Annotated in this window: 15 protein-coding genes and 1 pseudogene; 9 read left to right on the top strand and 7 right to left on the bottom strand. The window is 70.4% G+C overall.

Annotated features, from left to right (window positions below; genetic code table 11):
- Positions 1 to 572 precede the first annotated feature (572 nt).
- From G3I77_RS39405 to G3I77_RS39415, 3 genes are all read left to right on the top strand, one after another.
- Positions 573 to 2,963, top strand: a complete 2,391-nt coding sequence (locus G3I77_RS39405) for a DEAD/DEAH box helicase (RefSeq protein WP_248512024.1) — start codon at positions 573 to 575, stop codon at positions 2,961 to 2,963.
- A gap of 59 nt (positions 2,964 to 3,022) precedes the next feature.
- Complete coding sequence (locus tag G3I77_RS39410) at positions 3,023 to 5,134, top strand: DNA-binding transcriptional regulator (RefSeq protein WP_248512026.1); 2,112 nt, start codon at positions 3,023 to 3,025, stop codon at positions 5,132 to 5,134.
- A gap of 91 nt (positions 5,135 to 5,225) precedes the next feature.
- Complete coding sequence (locus tag G3I77_RS39415; RefSeq protein ID WP_248512028.1) at positions 5,226 to 5,783, top strand: XRE family transcriptional regulator; 558 nt, start codon at positions 5,226 to 5,228, stop codon at positions 5,781 to 5,783.
- 106 nt (positions 5,784 to 5,889) lie between these two features.
- Here G3I77_RS39415 and G3I77_RS39420 read toward each other — a convergent pair whose 3' ends face one another.
- The 3 genes from G3I77_RS39420 to G3I77_RS39430 all read right to left on the bottom strand — a co-directional run bounded on the left by G3I77_RS39420 (position 5,890) and on the right by G3I77_RS39430 (position 9,149).
- A complete protein-coding gene (locus G3I77_RS39420; RefSeq protein ID WP_248512030.1) occupies positions 5,890 to 6,909 on the bottom strand; it encodes a helix-turn-helix transcriptional regulator in 1,020 nt (339 codons plus the stop codon).
- A gap of 15 nt (positions 6,910 to 6,924) precedes the next feature.
- Entirely contained in the window at positions 6,925 to 7,512 is a 588-nt protein-coding gene (locus tag G3I77_RS39425; protein WP_248512031.1) for a hypothetical protein, read from the bottom strand.
- 806 nt (positions 7,513 to 8,318) lie between these two features.
- Positions 8,319 to 9,149, bottom strand: a complete 831-nt coding sequence (locus tag G3I77_RS39430; RefSeq protein WP_248512033.1) for a hypothetical protein — start codon at positions 9,147 to 9,149, stop codon at positions 8,319 to 8,321.
- Positions 9,150 to 10,133: 984 nt separating this feature from the next.
- Here G3I77_RS39430 and G3I77_RS39435 point away from each other — a divergent pair.
- The 5 genes and pseudogenes from G3I77_RS39435 to G3I77_RS39455 form a co-directional block, all read left to right on the top strand.
- The gene (locus G3I77_RS39435) at positions 10,134 to 11,558 is read left to right on the top strand and encodes a DNA-binding protein (protein ID WP_248512035.1); all 1,425 of its coding nucleotides are present in this window, start codon (positions 10,134 to 10,136) and stop codon (positions 11,556 to 11,558) included.
- Positions 11,559 to 11,665: 107 nt separating this feature from the next.
- Positions 11,666 to 12,472 carry a TnsA-like heteromeric transposase endonuclease subunit gene (locus tag G3I77_RS39440; protein ID WP_374388589.1) on the top strand — a complete coding sequence of 269 codons (807 nt, stop codon included), beginning with the start codon at positions 11,666 to 11,668 and terminating at the stop codon, positions 12,470 to 12,472.
- A 59-nt stretch (positions 12,473 to 12,531) separates the two neighbouring features.
- On the top strand, positions 12,532 to 14,574 hold the full coding sequence (locus tag G3I77_RS39445) for a Mu transposase C-terminal domain-containing protein (protein WP_248512038.1): 2,043 nt from the start codon (positions 12,532 to 12,534) through the stop codon (positions 14,572 to 14,574).
- Between the two features lie 86 nt (positions 14,575 to 14,660).
- Positions 14,661 to 15,629: an ATP-binding protein gene (locus G3I77_RS39450; RefSeq protein WP_248512064.1), complete on the top strand. Its 969-nt coding sequence runs from the start codon at positions 14,661 to 14,663 to the stop codon at positions 15,627 to 15,629.
- 220 nt (positions 15,630 to 15,849) lie between these two features.
- Positions 15,850 to 16,494 (top strand): annotated as a pseudogene (locus G3I77_RS39455) (helicase associated domain-containing protein); the annotation flags it as partial.
- 127 nt (positions 16,495 to 16,621) lie between these two features.
- Here G3I77_RS39455 and G3I77_RS39460 read toward each other — a convergent pair.
- The 4 genes from G3I77_RS39460 to G3I77_RS39475 form a co-directional block, all read right to left on the bottom strand.
- A complete protein-coding gene (locus G3I77_RS39460; RefSeq protein WP_248512040.1) occupies positions 16,622 to 17,035 on the bottom strand; it encodes a hypothetical protein in 414 nt (137 codons plus the stop codon).
- A gap of 45 nt (positions 17,036 to 17,080) precedes the next feature.
- Positions 17,081 to 17,962, bottom strand: coding sequence for a hypothetical protein (locus tag G3I77_RS39465; protein ID WP_248512042.1), 882 nt, complete (start codon positions 17,960 to 17,962; stop codon positions 17,081 to 17,083).
- A gap of 67 nt (positions 17,963 to 18,029) precedes the next feature.
- The gene (locus G3I77_RS39470; protein ID WP_248512043.1) at positions 18,030 to 18,287 is read right to left on the bottom strand and encodes a hypothetical protein; all 258 of its coding nucleotides are present in this window, start codon (positions 18,285 to 18,287) and stop codon (positions 18,030 to 18,032) included.
- Between the two features lie 140 nt (positions 18,288 to 18,427).
- A complete protein-coding gene (locus G3I77_RS39475) occupies positions 18,428 to 19,639 on the bottom strand; it encodes a hypothetical protein (protein WP_248512045.1) in 1,212 nt (403 codons plus the stop codon).
- Positions 19,640 to 20,143: 504 nt separating this feature from the next.
- Here G3I77_RS39475 and G3I77_RS39480 point away from each other — a divergent pair.
- A complete protein-coding gene (locus G3I77_RS39480; RefSeq protein ID WP_248512046.1) occupies positions 20,144 to 20,593 on the top strand; it encodes a hypothetical protein in 450 nt (149 codons plus the stop codon).
- Positions 20,594 to 20,614 lie beyond the last annotated feature (21 nt).

A 20,614-nucleotide genomic window follows, 5' to 3' on the forward strand; every position in this document is an offset into this window, starting at 1 on the left:
CCCGCGGAGCGGGATATGCAGCGCTGGCGCGCTGCATAGAGAACGGCTCCGCTGACGCTCCGCCAGATTCCCCCGCAAGCGGGGGAATCGAATTCCGCAAGCGGAATTCTGAGTGCGTGTCAATTCGCGCAAGCGCGAATTGAGGGAATCCCGCAAGCGGGATTCCTGGGGCTGGCAGTAAGGGGTGGGTGCATCACGTGCGGGTCTGTGTAGTGCTTGGGATTCCTAGCTACCACCCCTGAACGGATGTGACGGGCCGTCGGCCTGACGGGGTGCCGGCCTCGTTGTAGTGACGGGTTCCGCTGCGCTCCACCCTGAACCCCTCCCCCACCGTCTACCTGTCCCGACACGTTCACCGATGGCCTGTCAGCATACAGGACAACCGACCGTTCATGGGTGGGATTGAGTCATGTGACACTCTCGGGCACGAAAGTTAGTGTGCGGGTGATGCATCACGAGTCATGACTGTGTAGAGTCTGGGATCAGATGCTGCACCCCTACCGCCGCGCACCTTGCGCCTGGATTCCATTTGTTATTACGCGCTGCATTCCGCGAAAAGGAGAACACGGGGCATGGCCGTGAAGCTGCGTGATCACCAGATCGAGGCCGTTGCAGCCATTGTGCGCGGTTTCGATATTCCGCCGGGTGGTATTCCCTGGAATGGTCTTCGCGGGCAGGTGCACGCCGCGTGTGGGACGGGAAAGACCATCATGGCTGCCGCGTCGGCGAGGCGGCTTGTGCCCAGGGGGCGTGTGCTCGTGCTGGTGCCGACGCTGGATCTGCTGGCGCAGACGGTGAGGGCGTGGCACGAGGCCGGGCACAAGGGGCCGGCGGTGGCGGTGTGTTCGCTCCAGGATGACCCGGAGCTGTGGTCGTTGAAGGTGCGCTCCACGACGAACCCGATCCAGTTGGCGCTGTGGCATGACTCCGGGCCCGTGACCATCTACGCCACCTACGCGTCTCTGGGTGTCCTGGCGGAGGCGTTCGAGGGCGTCTACGGCCAGAAGTTGGACCCGGTAGACCTCGCGGTAGTTGATGAGGCCCACAGGACAAGTGGGTCGATGGGTAAGGCGTGGGCGGACATCCATGACCAGACCGTCATCCCGGCGTACCGGCGGCTGTACCTGACGGCGACGCCGCGGATCTGGGAGGAGCGGCTGAACCGCGAGGTTGCCGAGGGGGTGCGTGACCCGCTGCCGAGGGAGATGGCGGCGAGCATGGATGACGAGACGGTCTTCGGGCCCGTCCTGTACAAGCTCTCGCTGGCCTCTGCCGTCTCCCGGGGCCTGTTGGCGCGGTACCAGATCATCGTCCTGGAGCTCCAGGACCCCGTCGTCACGCCCGAGCGGCTGATGGGCGAGGAGCGGCACACCGAAGAGGTCCGCGGGCAGCGCCTGGGAGCCCTCCAGGCCGCGTTGCTGCACACGATGGCGCAGCACGACCTGTCGACGTGCATCACCTTCCACCACCGGACCATCGAGGCACAGGCGTACGCGGAGGGCCTGGAGCGCGTCGCGGCCAAGCTGCACGCCGACCAGCCTGAGACCTACCCGAAGCGCATCTGGGCGGACTGGCTGTGCGGCGAGCACGTCCCCGAACGCCGGCGAGAGGTTCTGGGTTCGTTCGGGTCCACGGCGCAGCGGGCCGTGCTCTCGAACTGCCGGGTCCTGGGCGAGGGCGTCGATATTCGAAGCGTGGATTCAGTCGCCCTGTTGGACCCGAAGGGCGCGCCGCACGACATCGTCCAGGCCATCGGCCGGGCACTCCGGCAAAAACCCGGACAGGGCAAGCTCGCCTCTCTGATCGTGCCGGTATTTCTCCAGCCGGGCGAGCAGCCGGAGGACATGTTCACTTCCGGATCGTATCGTCCTTTGGTGAAGGTATTGGAAGGGCTGCGCGCTCACGATGAAGAGGCCGTGGAATTGCTGGCGATTCCGCAGGAGCCGCAGAAGGATGTGGCGCAGCCTTCCGTGAACATCGGTGTCGCGCCAGAAGACGGCGAGGAAGAATCACGGTTGCTGCTCCGTTTTGCCGCCCCTAGGGATCCGGTGATGGTCGCGGACTGGGTGTCCTTCAACGTGATCGATACCGAACGCCAGGACTGGGCCCGCGGCTGGGCGAAGCTGAAGACGTACGTCGAGCGGGTCGGGAACGCGAGGGTGCCCTACGGACACCGCGAGGGCGCGACACCGCTTGGTCAATGGGTCGCGGAACAACGACGCGCCTACGCAGCCGGGCAGATGAACGGCCAGCGCGCGAGGCGACTTGAGCAGCTCGGCATGGTCTGGAGCCTGGCGGATGAGCGGTTCCAGGAGAACCTGGAAGCCGCCAAGGCGTACTACGAGCAGCACTGGACGCTGTGCGCGCCCCGGCCCGCGACGATGCTGGACCGGCCGGTAGGGCAATGGCTTTCTAATCTGCGGCGGCCGGGTGCCCTCGACGGACACCCCGAGTGGAAGACGGCGCTGGAAGCCGTGGACGAGGACTGGAACCCGTCGTGGCCAGCGGAGTGGCAGCGGCACTACGCCGCGCTGCGCGAGCTCGTGCGCGACGAAGAGGGCCAGGCAGAGGTCCTGCCCGGCGTCACCGTCCACGGCATGGACATCGGGAAGTGGCTGGCCCGACAGCAGAAACCGGCAGTCTGGCAGGCCCTGACGGACGGACAGCGCGAACGCCTGGAACAGCTCGGCATCACCCCACTCGCCCCGGAGCCGGAGGCGCCCGCGAGGCCGTCCACGACGCCCGTGGGGGCATTCGAGCGGGGCGTTGCGGCCCTGGCGCAGTACAAGGCCCGGGAGGGCTCTGTGACGGTCCCCAGGGCCCACGTAGAGCGGCTGGAGGACGGCACGGAGGTCAAGCTCGGAGTGTGGATCATGAACCAGAAAAGCCGCCGCGCCAAGCTCACCGCCGACAAACTCGCCGCACTCGCCGTACTGGGATTGGAATGGGCACGCGAAGGTTAAGGAATGGGATAAGTTTCCGGTTAAGCAAGTATCGAGTCCTGACGTGAAGGTGCGGGGATATGGCATCTGAGGAAGAGCTGTTCGCATCCGTCGACGCTCTGTTGAACGAGGAGCCGCACCTGCCGCCTCCGGCGGAGCGTGCCCGGCTGCGTGAGGCTGCCGGCATCACGCAGGCCCGCCTCGCCACCGCGTTGAAGACGACGACCCAGTCGGTGAAGAACTGGGAGAACGGCCGCAGCGAGCCGAAGTCACCGCGCCTGGACGCCTACCAGCGGCTGCTCAACGGGTGGGCGGCGAAGTACCCTGCCCCCGGCGCAGCTCCACCAGCCTCGGTTGCCGCAACGGCACCCGCGGCGTCTCGCGAACCGGGTGCGTCCGGGGTGGAGACAGCAGATGCCCCGCAGGCTCCCGCCGTTCCGGCTGCGGCACCGGCGCGCCCCGCCACCCCCCGGCCCGCTGCGACATCGCGACGTCAGGCCACGAAGCAGGCGGCGCAGCCCGCAGCCGACCCGCGCTTCCCGCACGGGCCCCTCGCGGTCCTGGACGGTGACGGCTGCGCGTACGGCACGGGCGGCATCGTGCTCGACTGCCCCGCGACCACTGTGGTGGAGCTGGTGGAGTGGACGCTGCGCGAGTCCGGCCTCGGCGCGCCGAAGCTCAACCGCTACGGCAAGGACAGCGATCCGCTGATCGTGCTCACCGCCGAGGCCGCCGTGAAGCTCGGGCTGCCGCAGCGCCTGGAAGGCCACGAGCAGCGCCGCTCCCTGCGCCTGCCTGAGGACCATCCAGTGGTCAAGCAGGTGGTGAAGGCGAAGTGGCGGCTCACCCAGCGCGGGTTCGGCCCGTGGGCAAGGATCTACCGCAGGGCCCAGGGCCGCGAGCGGCAGTGCGTGCAGTTGGCGATCCTGTCCTGGGACGCCCTCGACGAGCGGTCCTGGCCCGGCGTCTCCGAGATGGAGCCGGCCGACGTCGCCCGCGTCCTGGGGGTGTACGCCCAGCGGGTCATCACGCCGCGCGGGTCGACGGCCGTGTCGGGGCTGGAGCTGATGACGGCGCTGCGGCCGCCCACCCGCGCGGTGCAGGACCCGGAGACGGGGAACTGGGTGCCCGGCCACAACCCCGGCTCGCTGGGCACGGAGCCGATGGATCCGGCGCCGCCGGAGGCCACCCCGGAGCACCCGGTCGTCGTGGACTCCGGCTGGAAGGGCGGGTTCCTGAATGAGGAGGCGTACCAGTGGGTGCGCGACGTCAGCCTGCTGACGGATGAGGAGTGCACGCTGCCGTACGCGGTCGGCCTGGACCTCAACACCGCCTTCCTCGCCGCCGCGGCCCGCCTGGTCGTCGGCCTCTCAGCCCCGGACCACTTTCACACCCCGACGTTCAACCCGAAGATCCCCGGGAGCTGGCTGGTCGACCTCTCCCACGTCGAGGTGGATCCGCGCCTGCCCTCGCCGTTCACGCCGGACGGCACCCGGCCGACGGGACCTGCCTGGTACCAGACGCACACCGTCGCCTACGCCCAGGAGCTCGGCTACAACGTTGACCCGATCGAGGCGTACCTGCGGCGCGAGACCGGCGCCTATCTGGACCCCTGGCACGACCGGCTCAAGAACGCCTACGTCGACACCCTCGCCGACCTCGGCGTCACCAAGGATCTGGACGACGCTGAGTTCCTCGCGGCGATGGAGCGGCACAAGGACGCCGACCCCGCCCTGGCGGCCGTCCTGGCCGCCATCAAGGCGACCGTCAAGGGCGGCATCGGCAAGCTGCGCGAGCGCCCGCAGGGCAGGAAGTACCAGGAGGGCGAGCGGTGGCCGGCCCTTCAGCGCCCGACCTGGCGGCCCGACATCCGCGCCGCCGTCATCTCCAAGGCCCGCATCAACATGCACCGCAAACTGCGCAACATGGCCACGATGACGGGCCTGTACCCGCTCGCCGTGCTCTCCGACTGCGTCGTCTACCCCTCGCCAGGCGACTCGCCGCTGGACTTCCTCCCGTACGCCGCGTCCGGCAAGCCGCAGCCGGGCGGGTTCCGCCTCGGACCCACCCCGGGCCTGGCCAAGCTGGAGGGCGTCCAGTCCATGCTCTGGGCGGTCGACCTGATGGAACAGGGCCACAACCCCGCCCGCCACATCAAGGGCGGCGACGCCGTCCTCGACGAAGGCGAGTAGGCCAGTGCCCGACGCCGGCCCGACGCACAAGACCCGGTTCCCGCTGGCCGACACCGGCGGCCAGGACCCCACCGCCGAGAAGGGCTGAGCCATGGCAGAGATCGAGGACGCCATCGAGCGGGCCGACCGGGAAGCGTTCACCCGCCAGCCGCCCAAGACCCTCAAGGGCCAGATCGGCTACCTGATCAAGCAGCTCAAGACGACCCGCGCCGTCGCTCAGGAGCTCGGCGTCAGCCAGCGGTCGGTGGAGCGCTACCGCAAGGGCGAACGCAAACACCCGCCCCAGGCCATCGCCGAACGGATCGACGCAGCCGTACGGGCCCGCTGGCAGCCCCAGGTCCGCAAACGCCGACAGCGCCAGGCCGCCACGACAGGCGGGATCACGGTGGAGACGAGGGCCCGGTTCGGCTACACCGCACCGATCGGCACCACCGACGACGGACGCTTCCGCCGCCTCACCGTCCACCTCCCCCCGGCGTATGCGCAGCGCCTGTTCGACGCCCGCGACGCCGGTGCCAGCGACCAGCAGATGCGCGCGATCATCGCCGAAGGATTCAAAGAGGTCTACTTCCAGGACGGCGGAGCCCGCGCCACAGGACTCTCCGACGTCACCCTCAACGACATCGACTACCTCGACCTCGACTACTAACCCCGGCACCGACCGCAGACCCTGGATCTGCTTGCGGGACCGTGCCTCTTATGCCTCCGTCGGCGACGGACTCCTCTCTGCGCTGAAGTTCGCCGCCGCCGAGGTGTCACTTGGTCAGCGTCAGGGTCACTATCACCTGAGCGATGAGGAGGATGAGCGTGAGGAGGGTCAGAGCGGCTGTGCGTGTGAAACGGTCGCGGCGCAGCAGGCCCAGCGGCTGGTTGGTCCGGGTGAGCAGTTGGGCGATCTTGAGCCGGGTTCGGGTCTGGTGCCAGGCCATCCAGTCGTCTGCGTCGCATCCGCAGGAGTGGAGGAAGGCGTGGAGCAGTTCGGTGCTGGGGAGTTCTTGGCCTTTGAGTAGATCGTGCAGGGTGCTTTTGGAGACGGGATAGCCGTAGCGCTTGCAGCGGTCGCTGAGTTCCCGGAGGGAGAGTCCGTTGGTGTGGCGCAGACGCTCCAGGAGTTCGATGAAGTGCTCGGGGGTGCTGCATAGGTCGAGGGCGGTGTAGGCGGAGTTGTTGCTGATCAGGTGTGCTTGGTGGACCAGCTTCGGGAGGGAGTCGCCCGGGTCGCGCAGGCGGACGGTCGCTTGCGGGACGCCTGCGCGTCGGGCTGGGGGCACAGGGCTGCGGGGCGAGGCGGATGCATCGGGCGCCGGGCCGCGGTCGCGGGCGGGCTGGGTCACGGCGTCGGCGAAGGAGCTTCCCGCAGGCCTGCGCGTGCGCCAGGCGCGCCGGTTGTCCGGCTCATGGGCCGTGGCTTCGTGGGCCGGGCGCCGGACCCCGTCTCGGCCGTTGTTCGCCTCGCTGGGGGCCGGGTTCGGTGCCCGGCGGGCACCTTCTTGGACTGCGTGGGCCTGATTCCACAGGTTCCGGATGCGGATCTGCTCATCTTCGTCGCTGGTACATCCCCGCACGTACGCCTCGACGACTTCCCAGCGCGGCAAGGACTTCCCCGATGCAGCGATGGAGAGGGTCGCGGGAGAGTAGTTGCACTTCACGGCGAGCTGCCGCAGTGAGAGTCCCGCCCGAAGGCGGAGGTCCCTGAGGGCCTCCGCCACGGCGGCGATGCGGGGGTCCGTCTCGGCCGACAGCGGCTTGAGCGGACGTCCCTGTGCCGGGTTCACGACAGGGCCCCCTCGTCAGCTCGCCTTGCCGGGCTCGACGCGCGGCTCGCCGGAGTCAGCGGGCGGGGTCGGGGCGTCTGCCTGGACGGCCTGCTCGAAAGTGACCGGATGGACAGTGACGCGCGGCTTGATCTCGAAGCGGGGCTCCCACACCATGACGCCCTCGTCCGGCTGCCGCTGCGCCGAGTCGGCGGGCGGCGTGTCCTTGAGACCGGCCGTACCGGCGGCGTAGGAGGCGTCGCACGTGGAGCCGACGGAGTCCGCGGCTTCCTGGATAGCGTCGGCGTGGGAGGAGAGAGCCGATGGGGCCGTGTCGTCACCGTCGGCGGGCTGCTCAGGATCGGTGCCGTCGGCGTCGCTCCCGGGCTCCTGGTGTTCGACGGCGGTGTCGGAGCCGTCGCGCGGGGGCACGGGAAAGAACGCGAGCAACACGGGCAGGGCGCCGAGGCCGAGGCCTGCAGCGGCGGGCGCGTCCACTCCTGGGATGAACGTCGTGCCGTAACCGAAGGCAGCGCTGGACAGGGACACGGCCGTGCCGTGCAGTGCGCGCCGCAGAGGGTTGGCCGACGCCGAGCGCCGACGGCGGAAGATCCGCTTGAACATGTGCTTCCTTGTCTACGTATCTGCGCGTAGGCAGAGCTGAGGATCCGGGGCCTGCGCATGAGCGCAGGCCCCTTCACCGACCTGGACTTCACCAGCGATCACCGGTCACACAGGGCACCCTCGGCAAAGGGCACCCCCGACGTTCGAAGGCTCGCGTATCAGTCTGCACCACGGTGCGGGGGCTCGACCATGGACGTTGGCCACTTGCTGTCCGACTTCGAGGTTTACGGCCTGGTACGCCACGGCAGTTGGGTGCAGATCGACCGTTTATACGCGAACTTGTTCTGGGCTGACGGAAGTTGATCGTCACCTCGTGGACGCCGCTGTACGGCGAATGAGTGAGTCGACTCGAACAGCGTTGACCTGAGCGGGTGGTGACGCAGCGTTCGACACTGGCCGGGGATGAGACGGGGCGCGGTGCGTGCCGAGCTGCTGCAGGGACAGACGGGCGTCGCCGTGGTGCGGGAACCGCGTCCATGCAAGGGGCGGCGTGCGCTGCGCAGTGTCGGCGGGCGCTGCTACGCCGGCTGTGGAGCTGAGGGCGGCCCAGCTGGCTTCACGCTGCTGGCCGGGGCAGGCAGCCCGCCACTTCGGTACCAGTGATCGCCGTCCCCGCTCGGGCGGGTTCCGGGGCGCCGTGCGTCGACACGTGCTCGGCGGTACGTCCCCCGACGGACGCTGCGGTCCTCACGGGCGGCGCGGCGAGCACCGGGGCCCAGGGGGACGGGCAGGTCGCCGGCGGCCTGCTCCGCCGCCGTCTCGCCGCCGCCCGGGGCCGCGTTCTCGACGGCGAGGGCGTCCCTGGGTCAGGTCCCACATCTTGCGAGAGCCGGGGCCTCTTCCTGCGGGCGCCGGACAGGCCGATCCGGCAGGGCCGCCCAGCAGAGCACGACCACTCCCTTGCTGGGACACAGCACCAGAACGAGGACGCCGTCGTCGTACTCAGCGAAGAAGGAGCGACAGGCGGGGAGGCTGTCGCTGAGGTTGGGAGAGGCGGGCTCGGGGGACTTCCCGGCCAGCGGGAGGCGGCCGGTCCGGTCCGCAGCAGGCGGCGTTCGGCGGCCGTCGGCGTCCTGATCCGAGGCATCCCGACGGCCGTCGGGGTCCGGATCGGAGGACTCGGAGGGCGCGACCGTGCTGGTGGGCGGTCGGCGGACGGAGACGTCCGGGCCGACCGTGACGGCGACGAGGGCGTAGGTGAACAGCATCACCGCCATCACGCTGGTGACGACCGGGACTTGGCGCACGATCGGCGTGACGACCTTGACGAGCAGCCGCGTATGTATAGGAGCGGCGGTGGGCGGTTCTGCGGCGCAGGCGCCGAAGAGGATATTCATGTGGAGGGTCTGCAGCTGTGCGCGCCACCATGACGCCTCACCCAGGTGCGGCGGGGTGCTCTGCCGGCCGCCGCGGTGCAGCCGGTCCAGACACACCTGCACGAGCAGATCGATCTTCTCCGCCGACCGCAGGTCCGGCTCGCGCAGCCAGCGGCGCACCGTCGCGGAAGACTTGTTGACCTGTGCTGCGAGCTCACCAGCGTTGAGTCCGGCTTGCTGGGCCAGGCTGTGGAGCTCATCCCGGAGATACTCCAGGCGTTTGCTGCATGCGCATTGGGCTGCGACGCCGTCGTCGTTCACGCCAGGTCCTTCTCGTTCCTCACTCGCAGGGGATATCGCAGCGCTCGCTCGCTGCCGCGCTCACTTCGTCGTGCACGCGGGCTGTCGGCGGGCCGACCCGAACGGGGCCTCGACGGGCTCTGCTGGGGGCTGTGCAGTGCCTGTGGGATGGAGAACTCAAAGGGGTGCGGCCAGAGTTCCCGCAGTCGGCATGCAACCGCGTTCATCAACAACTCCGCGGCCGGAACAAAGTCGCTGAACACACGGCACAGTCGTCACCAGCGTGCAGTGAACAAGTCCCAACAACTGAACAACTGTCATGATCCTCAACATGTACGGTCCAGTCGCTGCAGGTCACGGCATTGCGACCAGCGCAACTGTTCACGATTGTTTTTGAAGTGTCCGTTTGCCTAGCCGAACAACGTCTGCGATCGTTCTATAGGTGTCGCCACCAACGCGTGGTGAACCGCCAGCTCGTTGTCTACTGACCTGGACACCAGCGGCTCTGAGGCTCCCTGCCGGCAAGCGGGGAGCCTCAAATGTTTTCGCCTTACCCCGACCGCTCCGGGCGCAGGCCGCGATCCCTCCCCACAGCCTGAACAAGTGCAGTCTTCGGTGACGGACGAAAAGACTTGTTGTGTCGAGGCTCGGTGGCCGGCGTGCGTGTCCATCCGCCGCCACCAGCGACCACACCACTGACGCGGGAGCCGGCCATCTGCCAACACCGCCTCTCAGCATCGTCGCCCGGCGTCAAGTAGCCCACGGCCGATGCGCACAAGACAGCGGCGGGTACCCGATCCTCACAGCGCCCCCGCCAGAACGGGAGGGGCACTCAACGAAGGATGTCTGACGCTGTAGCGGCAACAACGCGCTCCGGGTCCCACCAGTGCCGCCATCTTGACTGGGCCGGAAGCACAACGGCATTCCCCGATCCTTTCCCGGACACCACGGCAACAGCCCGGACAAGCTGGGATCAAGCACGACAACGGTAAGGAGCAAGCCGAGGTGGCGGATGACCAGGGCACCGCACACGGCAACGATCCCCGCCCCGGCCTCTTTCGCGTCGCCCCCGTCGCTGGGGAGACGACATCGTCCCTGATCTGCCGCATCGCCAGCCGCTACGGGATGGAAGCGAAGGTGCTGCGGGCATGCTGGAAGTGGCGCAACTACCCGCCCGGGCACGAGGGCGGAGGCGCACGGGCCGACGCCGAGGTGCTGCTGAACGCAGCCGGACGCCAGCTCCTGGCAGACATGTGCGGCGTCGAGGAAGACGCGCTGGCACGGGCGTTGCCGTCCTGGGAAGAGGGGGACACCAAGCTGCGCGCCGAGGATGGCGATCCGGTGGGACTGTGGCGGATCTGTGGCGCGGTGGCCGGGCCGGTGGCGTTCGGCTGCCGGCTGTGCACGGCCCTGCGCACGGGGACGGCTCTCCGGGCGGTGCGGTACGCGCCGCGGTGGGAGCGGGCGTGTGTTCGGCATGGGCGGTGGCTGCTGGACGCGGACGCCAACCAGCCGCTGGAGCACCTCGACCTGCGTGGCCTGCCGGAGGTGGTGGCGGCGCAGCGGCGGTGGGCCTCGGTGGCGCGGCGGGCGGTGCGGGCCGGTGCGGAGCCGGAGCGCGTGTTCGCGCTGGCGCAGGCGGTGGTGGCCCGGTGGTGGGAGCAGGCCCTGCAGTGGGAGCGGGAGACGATCTGGCCGCAGCGCCTGCACCAGGTCGCGGGCGGGGATGCAGGTGTTGATCTGGAGCGGTGGCGGATCGTGGGGCGGGACGCGGTCGTCTTCCCGGAGGTGGTGGCGGTGGCCGACGCACTGCTGGACCCGGCCATGTCCGAGCTGGTGTGGACGGACAGCGGTGCCGGGCGGCCGCGGGCGCTGCCCGCCGAGGGGATGTTCTGCCGCAGGCTCGGTGAGCGGCTGGGACGGGGATGGCTGGGGCCGCTGGCCGCGACGGACCACGGCGGGCCGCTCATCGCGTGGATGGGCAGCGTGATCCGCCTTCGCCGCGGCGCCGGCGGGCCGCCCGGGTACGACAACGACCCGTGGTGGCTGCGCCAGGAACACCAGGCCGCAACCATGGCCGGACAGCTGAGGGTGCTGGGCAAGGAGAAGAAGGCGCCCGGTTCGGGGACGATGTGGCGGGCTGCGGTGCCCGCCGAGCAGCGCAGGCTGATCACCAGCGCTATCGACAGCGCCGAGGAGCAGTTGCTGCAGCTGCGCGGGGTGCAGACCGGCCCGACCGCCGAGGTCGCCCGGCGGCTGCTGCGCGGGCTCGGTCACAGTGCCGGCCTGATCGAGAACGCCTGGAAACGGACCGCGGTGGCGGCGGTGAACGGCGGGGTGCCGCTTGAGGAGGTGGCCCGGTGGGTGGACCTGCCCGTCGAGGTGCTCCGAAGAATGCTGACCGCGGACAGGCAGGAAGACGACCGCTGAGAGCGATGCGCAGGGAGAAGTCGGCTGTTAGCTGATACGGCACTCGTTTGTGGCAGGAACACTGAAAACAGTGGTCCGGGCGGGCGGGAGCAGCTTGGCTGGCGCGGGTGACCAGCACAGGAGCGGCCCGGCCCAGGAGCCGGGCAGGGCAGGCGGGCGTGGCCCAGGTGGGCGGGTTCGAGGCGGTGTTCCTCGACCCGGTGGGGCAGGCGGTGCAGCAGCGGTGGGCGGATGCCGCCATGACGGTGGCGTTCGAGAACTTGCCGCCGGTGTCGGCGTTCCCGGTGGTCCCGGGGCGGCGCTGGGGGCCGGGCATGTGGTGGTCGGCGACCACCGGACGGCACGTGGCCGCCGGGTCCAACGCGATGCGTGTCCAGCTGATGGTCCTGGACCGCGACCCTGACGTGACGGGGCTGGCAGGGCGGCCGGTGCGGCTGCTGTGGCGTAATCCCCGCGGCCAGGTGCGCTCCTGGGTGCCGCAGCTTTTCGCCCGTCGTGCCGACGGCACCGCGCTGCTCGCCGACTGTCCCAGCCACGCGGGCGCCGGCGGCGAACGCGCCCGGGGCGCCGCCAAGGCCGTCGCGGAAGCGTGCGCGCACATCGGCTGGAGCTACCGGCGCCTCCCACCGCTCGACGACGTACTGGCCGCCAACCTGAAATGGCTGGCCGGTTACCGCCACCCCCGCAACGCCGGCCAGCCCGGCCTGATGCCCGCTGTCTTGGAGGCGTTCACGCGGCCGCGGCCGCTGATCGAAGGCGCCAGCGCGGCCGGCGACCCCATCGAGGTCCTGCCCGCCGTCTTTCACGCCCTGTGGCACGGACAGCTGACGGCCGGCCTGGACACGCCGCTGTACGAACGCGTCCCCGTCGGCCCGCGGAGCTGGAGCGGCCCCCAGACGGGAGATGCCCGGTGACCGCGCGGCGCAATGCCCGGCCGGCCGTGAAGGTCGGTGCTCACATCCGCTTCCGTGGCATGAAGTGGCAAGTGGTCGCCCTGTCAGGACAGGACATCCACCTCGTCGGCCCGGACGGCGGCGGCCAGGCCGTGCTCGCCGGGCACCTGTTCGCCGACCCCGGCTTCACCGTCGTCGGCGCCGATGCGCCTCAGGCGGCACCGCAGTGGGGGCTGTTCGAGACCGCCCCTGCCGCGGCGCGCGAGAAGGCGCTGGCGTGGCAACGACACGTCAGGGAAGTCGAATGCGGCCTGCCTGGCGGGCCCGGCAGCGACGGAGCAGTGCGCGAGCAGTACGACCCCGAGCGGTACACGCTGGCCCAGCGGGAGCAGGCCAAGGCTAAGGAGCTGACCGCGCTCGGATTCGGCCGGGTCTCGCGCACCACGGTGCAGCGCATGCGGCTCGCCTACCGCAAGCAAGGCCTGTGGGGGCTGCTCGACCACCGCACCACCCGCGCCTCCAGCCCCACCGGCCGGGCCGACGAGCGGGTCGTCGCCGCCGTCCGCGAAGCGCTGCGCCGCCGCCGCGGCCGCTCCCGCGGCACCGTCAACGGCCTCTTCCCGCTCATCAATCAGATTCTGGAGGACCGGCACGGTCCCGGGACGGTGCCCGCGCCGTCCCAGGCCACGCTGTACCGGCTCGTCACCAACCTCGCCCGGCCCGGCGAACTGCCCTCCGGACCCGTCCGGCAAGTACCGGCGAGCGTCGACGGGCGGGCCTTCACCCCCGCCACGGCGCTGCGGCCCGGCGAACAGGTCCAGATCGACACCACCCGCCTGGACGTCCTCGCCCTCTTCGACGACGGGCGCCTGGCCCGGCCCGAACTCACCATCGCCGTCGACGTCGCCACCCGCGCCATCCTCGCCGCCGTGCTGTGCCCGAGTGCGACCAAGGCCGTGGACGCGGCGCTGCTGCTGGCGGAGATGGCCGTCCCGCACCCCGCACGCCCCACTTGGCCGGACATCCTGCGCATGGACCACGCCCCCGCACTCCCCCACCAGCGGCTGGCCGCGCTGGACGAGCGCCTGGCCGGGGCTGCGGCCCGGCCGGTCGTCCTGCCCGAGACGATCGTCGTCGACCGCGGCAAAGTCTTCGTCTCCGCCGCGTTCACCGCCGCCTGCGAACACCTCGGCATCAGCGTCCAGCCTGCCCCGCCCCGCGCCCCTACCGCCAAAGGCATCGTCGAGCGGACCTTCGGCACCCTCAACCACCTGTTCTGCCAGCACCTGCCCGGCTACACCGGCTCCGACGTCACCCGCCGCGGCCCCGACACCGAGAAAGACGCCTGCTACAGCGTCCCCCAGCTCCAGGACCTGCTTGATGAGTGGCTGGTGCACTACCACCACCGGCCCCACGAAGGCCTGCGCCACCCGATGATGCCGAAGAAGGCCCTCACCCCGAACCAGATGTGGGCCGCGCTGGTCGCCGTCGCCGGGTACGTGCCCGTCCCGCTCACCGGCCGCGACTATCTCGAACTGCTGCCCGTGCGCTGGCAGGCCATCACCCCCGCCGGCATCACCATCCACCACCGCACCTACGACCACGATCTCCTCGCCCCGTACCGCGGCCAGGCCTCCCCCGTCGCCGGCCGGGGCGGGAAATGGGAAATCCACTACAACCCCCACGACGTCCGCCAGATCTGGATCCGCCTGCCCGACGGCGAACTCACCGAGATCCCCTGGATCCACCGCGACCACGTCCACCAGCCGTTCAACGACCACACCTGGCAGCACATCCGCACCCACGCCCACCACAACAACCACGACGACAGCCAGCAGCATGAGGCCGGCCTGGCCGACGCCCTCGACCAGCTCATGCGCCGCGTCCACAGCGGCCACGCCACCACCACCGAGCGAGCACTCCTCGCCCGCGCCACCACAACGCCGGTCCCCGCCGCCCGGCATCCGCACCACGGCACCGGCCCCACCCCCGGCGAGCCGGCGCAGCACGACAAGGACGACAGCATCGACGACCTCGACGACCTCCCCGACGACGACACCCGCCCCGCCGCGGCCACCGGATTCGGGCTCTACGACGCACACGAGGAAGCCGGCAAATGGTGAACACCCGCCCCCGCCCAGCAGCACACCCACCGCGCAGTGCACCCGCCGACGCAGACAGCGACGGTACGGTCGAGCCGTCCTGGCCCCTGACCACCTGGCAGGGCTGGCAGCACTTCGCCACCACCGACCCCGTCTCCCCGCCCCAGCCCGGCGACCCGCCCCGCAGCACCGACGAACGCCTCGCCTACCACTCCGCCTTCGTCACCATCCGCACCCCCGCCATCAGCCAGCTCGCCACCCAGGTCCGCACCCTGATGATCCTCGGCCGCCACCAGCAGACCACCGCACGGCCCTCCCTCATCGTCACCGGACCCGCCGCCGCCGGGAAAACCACCGCCCTGCTGAACGTCGGCCGCGCCTGCCACCTCGCCCACATCCGCAAAAGCCCGCCCCCGCCCGGGTCAGCCCACGCCGCAGCACCCGTCGCCTACGTCCTGGTCCCGCCCGGCGCCACCGCGAAAACCCTCATCACCGAGTTCGCCCGCTACCTCGGCATCCCCGTAACCACCCGCATGACCCAGACCCAGATCACCGACGCCGTCTGCCACACCTACACCGCCACCGGCGTCCAACTCGTCCTCATCGACGAAATCCACCGCCTCAACCCCCGCACCACCACCGGCGCCCAAACCGCCGACCTCCTCAAAGACCTCACCGAACGCCTGCCCGCCACCTTCGTCTACGCCGGCATCAACGTCACCGACACACCCCTGTTCACCGGCACCCGCGGCGCCCAACTCGCCGGCCGCGCCACGCTCGTCGACTGCGGTCCCCTCCCCGCCCGACACGGCAAACGCGAACCGTTCCGCGAGGTCATCACCGACATCGAGAACGCCCTTGACCTCCACCACCACAAACCCGGCACCCTCCCCCGGCACGCCCCCTACCTCCACCAGCGCACCGCCGGCCGCATCGGATCCCTCACCCGCCTCATCCGCCAAGCAGCCATCACCGCCATCCACGACGGCACCGAACGCATCACCAAAACAACCCTCGACGCGGTACAACTCGACCACCTCGCCGAACAACACAACCGCCCCACCCGCAACCGCTAACCCCGCCGAACAGGCAAAACAGCCCTGACCAGCAAAAACCCCAACCGGGCCTTTACGCGCTAGAACTACTTAAAACCCATCCAGCCACACTCCGCGCAGAACACATAAGCCCAGCTCACACACCCCGCCCACCCCACCCAAACCACACACCCGGCCTCTCAACGAACCCACAACACCCCAGGCCAGCAAGCACCCAGCACACCAACAAACCCCCCTCCGAGCGTTATGGGGCGAGGGCGAGGCGATGGTGCCCGTCGGGCAGCACATGGCCAACCTCCGGCGCAAGGGAGCGAAGAACGGCCTGGGCAAGGACCCGGAGCGGGCCGCCGTGCGCGCGGCGCAGCTGACGGAGATCGACCAGGACTGGGACTGCCCGTGGCCGCTGGACTGGCAGCGCCACTACCGCGTCCTGGCGGACCTGGTCGACGCCGACGGCCAGCTGCCCGACATCGCACCCGGCGTGCTGATGGACGGCGACGACATCGGCAAGTGGCTCCAGCAGCAGGCCCAGCCAGCCATCTGGGCGCGGCTCCTGCCCGAGCAGCAGGAGCGGCTGTCCCAGCTGGGCGTCACGCCCGCTGAGGCGCCGTCTCCCGCACCGGCCTCCAAGGGTGCGACGAAGGGCCAGGGCAAGGCGCAGCAGGCATTCCAGCGCGGCCTGGCGGCCCTCGCACAGTGGGTGGAGCGGGAAGGCGCGGACCGGCCGGTGCCGAGGGGTCACAGCGAAGAGATCGCGGTCGACGGCGAGGCGGAGCCGGTGACTGTGAAACTGGGTGTGTGGGTCTCGAACACCAAATCGAGGCGGGACAAGCTCGCCCAGGACCAGCTGACCGCCCTGCGGGAGCTGGGCGTGGAGTGGGCGTGACGCTCGCGTCGGCGGGTCGTTGATCCGGTCGGACATCCCAGAGCACAGAGAGACCCCGGGCCGCAGATGCCCGGGGTCTCGTACGTGTGGGGCTGCAACGCGGTGGTGAAACACAGGCCCACGCGGGCTACCAGCGGCGCAGGTCCTTGGTGAGTTCGCCGTACCACTCGGTGCGGCGCGGCACGTACTCGTCGGGCGCCGGTCCGAGCGCGACGGCCTGGTCCGTGATCCCGTAAGTGACCCGGTAGGCCAGGACCTGGGTGGCGAGGTCCATCCACTCCTGCGTCTTGTGCGCCGGTGGCACGGGACCGAGTACGGTCACGAACCACATGGGCAGCAGGGCGCGGTCGCGGATCGCGTCGGCCAGACGGCCGCGCAACAGCCAGTTCAGCTTCCTCTCCGCCTTGTCGCCCTGCTCGATCAGCGACGCCTTCGCCTGCCTCAGAGAGTCGTCCTGGGCCAGTGCGGTCTGGGCGGTCTGGGCGGGGCCGGCCAGTTGCCGGGCCCGCTGATCGTTCCTCTCGGCGAGGGTACGGGACATGCCGAAGGCCGGCACCTGCCTGAGCGCCCCCGCGCCGGTACAGCACTACGAGGGTGCTCCCCCGCCCGCCGCGTCCCAGCCGTCCAGAAAGGCGGCCAGGGCGCGGCGTTGTGCTTCCTCGCGGGCGATCTGCCGGGCGAGGGCGTCGCGGTCGATGTACGGGTCGACGGCGGCGAGGACCAGGCGCCGGAGTTCGGCCGGCTCCAGCGCCTCCACCTCCCACTGCACCGGGCGGCGGGGGTCGAAGCCGTAGCGGCGGGCGAAGGCCGGCCACCTCGGATCGCCGCGCTTGCCCTCGGTCGCGGGCAGCTCGTAGGCGCGCACCTGCTCGTAGGTCAGCAGCACCCTCTCGGTGTGGCTCCAACAGCCCGTGCGCGCCACCCAGTCCCGCTCGATGTCTTCGCCCGAGCAGTCGAAGTCACCGACCACCAGGAGCACGGCGGCGCGCGGGTCGGCGGTGACGCGGTCGTGGACGACGTCGGCGTACGACTGCGAGCCGAAGCCGCGGACCACCAGGACCGGGATACCCGCATCGGCGAGCCAGCCGGTCAGCTGCTGGCGCAAGGTGTCCTTCTCCGCCGCGACGTACAGCGCGTGCTCCTGGCCCTCGGTGCGGTCGAGGCGGAACCAGTCGGGCATCTCCGCGAGGAACGCGTCCGCGCCCGTCCAGGCCGGCGGGACGTGGACCTCCCGGACGGTGTCGATCAGATCGGGGAACCGGCCCTCCCGGCGGGCCTTGGCCAGCTGCGCGGACAGACGGCGGTACATCGGCGCCGTGTGCGGCAGCGTTCCCTCGGAGGCCAGGCGGTACATGACCTGGCGCAGCGTGACCTTCATCGGCGCGTACCCGTTCACGATCTCCCGCGCCCGGTCCACCACGGACGGCCACCGCACCCGCTCACGCGCCATACCGGTACATGTACCCATCGCCGCCGCCGTGGCGTAGCCGGGTCCCGGGCGGGCCCCTCCGGACGGGGGCGTGCCTGTCGGCGGCCTACTCCGGGCCGGGGTCGCGCAGCGGATTGCGGTGACCGCAGTCCCAGCACTTCACGTTCTCCGGGAGCTTCTCGTACCGCGTGCCGGGGACGCCGAAGGAGCCGTCGATCCGAAATCCACCGCAGCCCTGGCATGGTGTGGCGTGGAAGGGCTTGTCGCAGCGGAGGCAGGTGCCTTCCGCGCTGGTCTGGTCGAGGCGGGTAACTCGGGTGTCTGCGCTGCCACATCGCACGCAGAACGCTTCCTGGGTCTTCATGGTTCTGGTGTACATCAGATTCGCAACGTCGTTCCCCCCGCTCCGATCCGAGGCGTCGGTGGCGGTCGCAGAGCGTGTGACACCGGGGGGTCACCGCGGGCCCGGAGAACGCTGATCCCCTGGGCCCGTGGTGTACCGGGTCAGGGTCGCCGGCGGAACCAGCCGCGGCCCCGGCCTGACTCGGGGTCCTCCTCCGGCTCCGGCGGCGCGGCGGCCTCGAGGCGGCCCGCTTCAGCGGCGGCCTCCTCGCGGGCGACGTCGTCAGCGTGGCATGGGCCGCACACGGACTTGTCCCCGGCCCGTACGGCGGTCCGGTGCACGGTGATCTCCTCCCAGCGCTCGTCGGTGAACTTGCGCCCGCACCACGTGCACACCGGGCGCTCCGCCTCCCGCTGCGCGGCGCGGCGCTGCTTGTCCTCCGCGTCGGCGCGGGCCTCCTGGTCGCGGTAGAGGGCGTGGCCGTCGGGGTTGTCGAGCGCGGCCGTCAGCGTCTGCTCCCCGGTCCGTCCCAGCCGCCGCCACACCGCTGCATCCGCGCCATGCTCCTGGAGCTGCTCCAGGGTGGTGACGACGACGGGGACCGCCTGGCGGTAGTCCCGTGCCGTGACCGCCTTCGGGTAGAGGGTGTCGTACCGGCGCGGCGCCCAGTAGCGGCGGCCGGCTTCCTCCAGCACGGCGACCGTGTTGGCGACCTTCGTGTCCGTGGTGTCCGCGAACACGAACGCCACCGGCACCAGGCCCTCCCGGCCGGTCGGCGGGTACATGCGGCGCCACAGCCGCTGCTCGTGGTCGATGTGCTCGATCGCGTCCGGCCGGGAGCGGGCCAGGTCCACGGTGTGCTTGTCCGCGTCCGGCGCCAGCAGCCGGCCCCACTGCCAGTACCGGCGCAGCTTGTGCACCAGGTCGTGGGCGTCCTCGCTGCGGCGGTCGATCTCCAGCAGCATCACCGGCACCCCGGCCTCCGGCGCCCGCACCACCAGGTCCGCCCGCTGCACGTACCCGTTGCCGAGCCGGTGCCCGATCTCGGTCTGGAAGCCGAGCCGGTGACCGATCCCGGCACGGTGGAGTTCGGCGGCCGTCGTAGTGACCGCCGCGGCGTGGTCGTCGTAACTGGTGCCGAGCAGCTCCCCGGTGTCCGGGTCGTACTTCTCCTCGCGCAGCGCCGAGACCCGTATGCCCTTCGGCTCCAGCAGCTTCTTCGCCTCGCCGTGTCCTCGCTTGGTCAGCACCCACACTTGCCGCTGGTCCTCCCGTACCAACTCGATCCTCACCAGGTGGTGGTCCTCCAGATCCAGGAGGTTGTCCCGCGTGAGCTTGTCGTGCTGGTTGGCCGGACGGGTCAGCTTCCACAACTGATCGGGCGTAGCCCTCTGGAAGATTCCCAGCGCTTGCAGCAGTTCCCTCCGTCGGGGCCCTGTCGAGTTCTTCCTGTGAGTGGGACGCCTTTGGACATGAGGGTTGTCGGACCTGCGGCGACCTCCTTTCCGCCGGGGCTGACCTGCGGAAAGTCCCGACTCTTGGCGACGGGGCGCGGAGGGGGTGATGGAGGGGTCCACGGAGGGGGGCTGCTCGCCCCGGTCAAGGGGCTGCTCGGGCTCATCTGCGGTGCTCGCCACAGGGTGCTCCTGAAGGGAGGGGCGGGCCTATCCCGCCATTCACCTTCTACAGGTTCGGTTTTCGGCTCTCGTGTGACGCCGACCTCGGAAGACCCCTCCACCGTGACTGCATCGTGATCATCCCGGAGGGGGGAGAGTTCTCCCCCCTCCGGCGGCCGGGCTCTGTCCACAGGGTCGCGGTTCGAGGGTGGCTTCGAGGTCGCCGCGATCAGCGGGGCGGCCCGTCGTTGAGGAGCTGTCATGCCCGAGAACACCATCACCGCGCCGCTCGCCCGGATGGAGCCGGAAGACGTCGCCGACGCCTTCGCCTACATCCGGGCGCTGCAAGCCGGGGACATCGACACCGCCGGCGCGGTCGCCAACGACACGGGCCCGGAGCTGCGCCGGCTGCTCCTGGACGTCGCTGCACGCATCGTCATCCCGATCACCGCAGTGGACGACTGCGACGGGGAGCCGTGTGCGCACTCCTTCCTGGCAGCGGCGCTCGGGCGACTGCTCCTGGAGGTCCTGCGCCACGGCGACGGCGCCTGCCTGGCTTTCCCGCCGGGCATCGCCCAGACCATCGTCCGCTTCACCGAAAACATCCTCACCGAGGAGCACGGCGACGTCGCCGACGTCCTGCGCCAGTTGGAGGCCGCGGGGATGAAGCAGGCGATGGAGGCGCACCCGGCGCACCGCACCACCGCGTAGCCGCACCTCCGGGACGGCAGT

The sequence above is a fragment of the Streptomyces sp. D2-8 genome (genome assembly GCF_023184515.1).
Taxonomy (GTDB): domain Bacteria; phylum Actinomycetota; class Actinomycetes; order Streptomycetales; family Streptomycetaceae; genus Streptomyces.

Excerpts from the sequence above, each read along its gene's own strand:
- G3I77_RS39405 (WP_248512024.1), top strand. The coding sequence starts at position 573 with ATGGCCGTGAAGCTGCGTGATCACCAGATCGAGGCCGTTGCAGCCATT.
- G3I77_RS39410 (WP_248512026.1), top strand. The coding sequence starts at position 3,023 with ATGGCATCTGAGGAAGAGCTGTTCGCATCCGTCGACGCTCTGTTGAAC.
- G3I77_RS39415 (WP_248512028.1), top strand. The coding sequence starts at position 5,226 with ATGGCAGAGATCGAGGACGCCATCGAGCGGGCCGACCGGGAAGCGTTC.
- G3I77_RS39425 (WP_248512031.1), bottom strand. The coding sequence starts at position 7,512 with ATGTTCAAGCGGATCTTCCGCCGTCGGCGCTCGGCGTCGGCCAACCCT.
- G3I77_RS39445 (WP_248512038.1), top strand. The coding sequence starts at position 12,532 with ATGAAGTGGCAAGTGGTCGCCCTGTCAGGACAGGACATCCACCTCGTC.
- G3I77_RS39460 (WP_248512040.1), bottom strand. The coding sequence starts at position 17,035 with ATGTCCCGTACCCTCGCCGAGAGGAACGATCAGCGGGCCCGGCAACTG.
- G3I77_RS39465 (WP_248512042.1), bottom strand. The coding sequence starts at position 17,962 with ATGGGTACATGTACCGGTATGGCGCGTGAGCGGGTGCGGTGGCCGTCC.
- G3I77_RS39470 (WP_248512043.1), bottom strand. The coding sequence starts at position 18,287 with ATGAAGACCCAGGAAGCGTTCTGCGTGCGATGTGGCAGCGCAGACACC.
- G3I77_RS39480 (WP_248512046.1), top strand. The coding sequence starts at position 20,144 with ATGCCCGAGAACACCATCACCGCGCCGCTCGCCCGGATGGAGCCGGAA.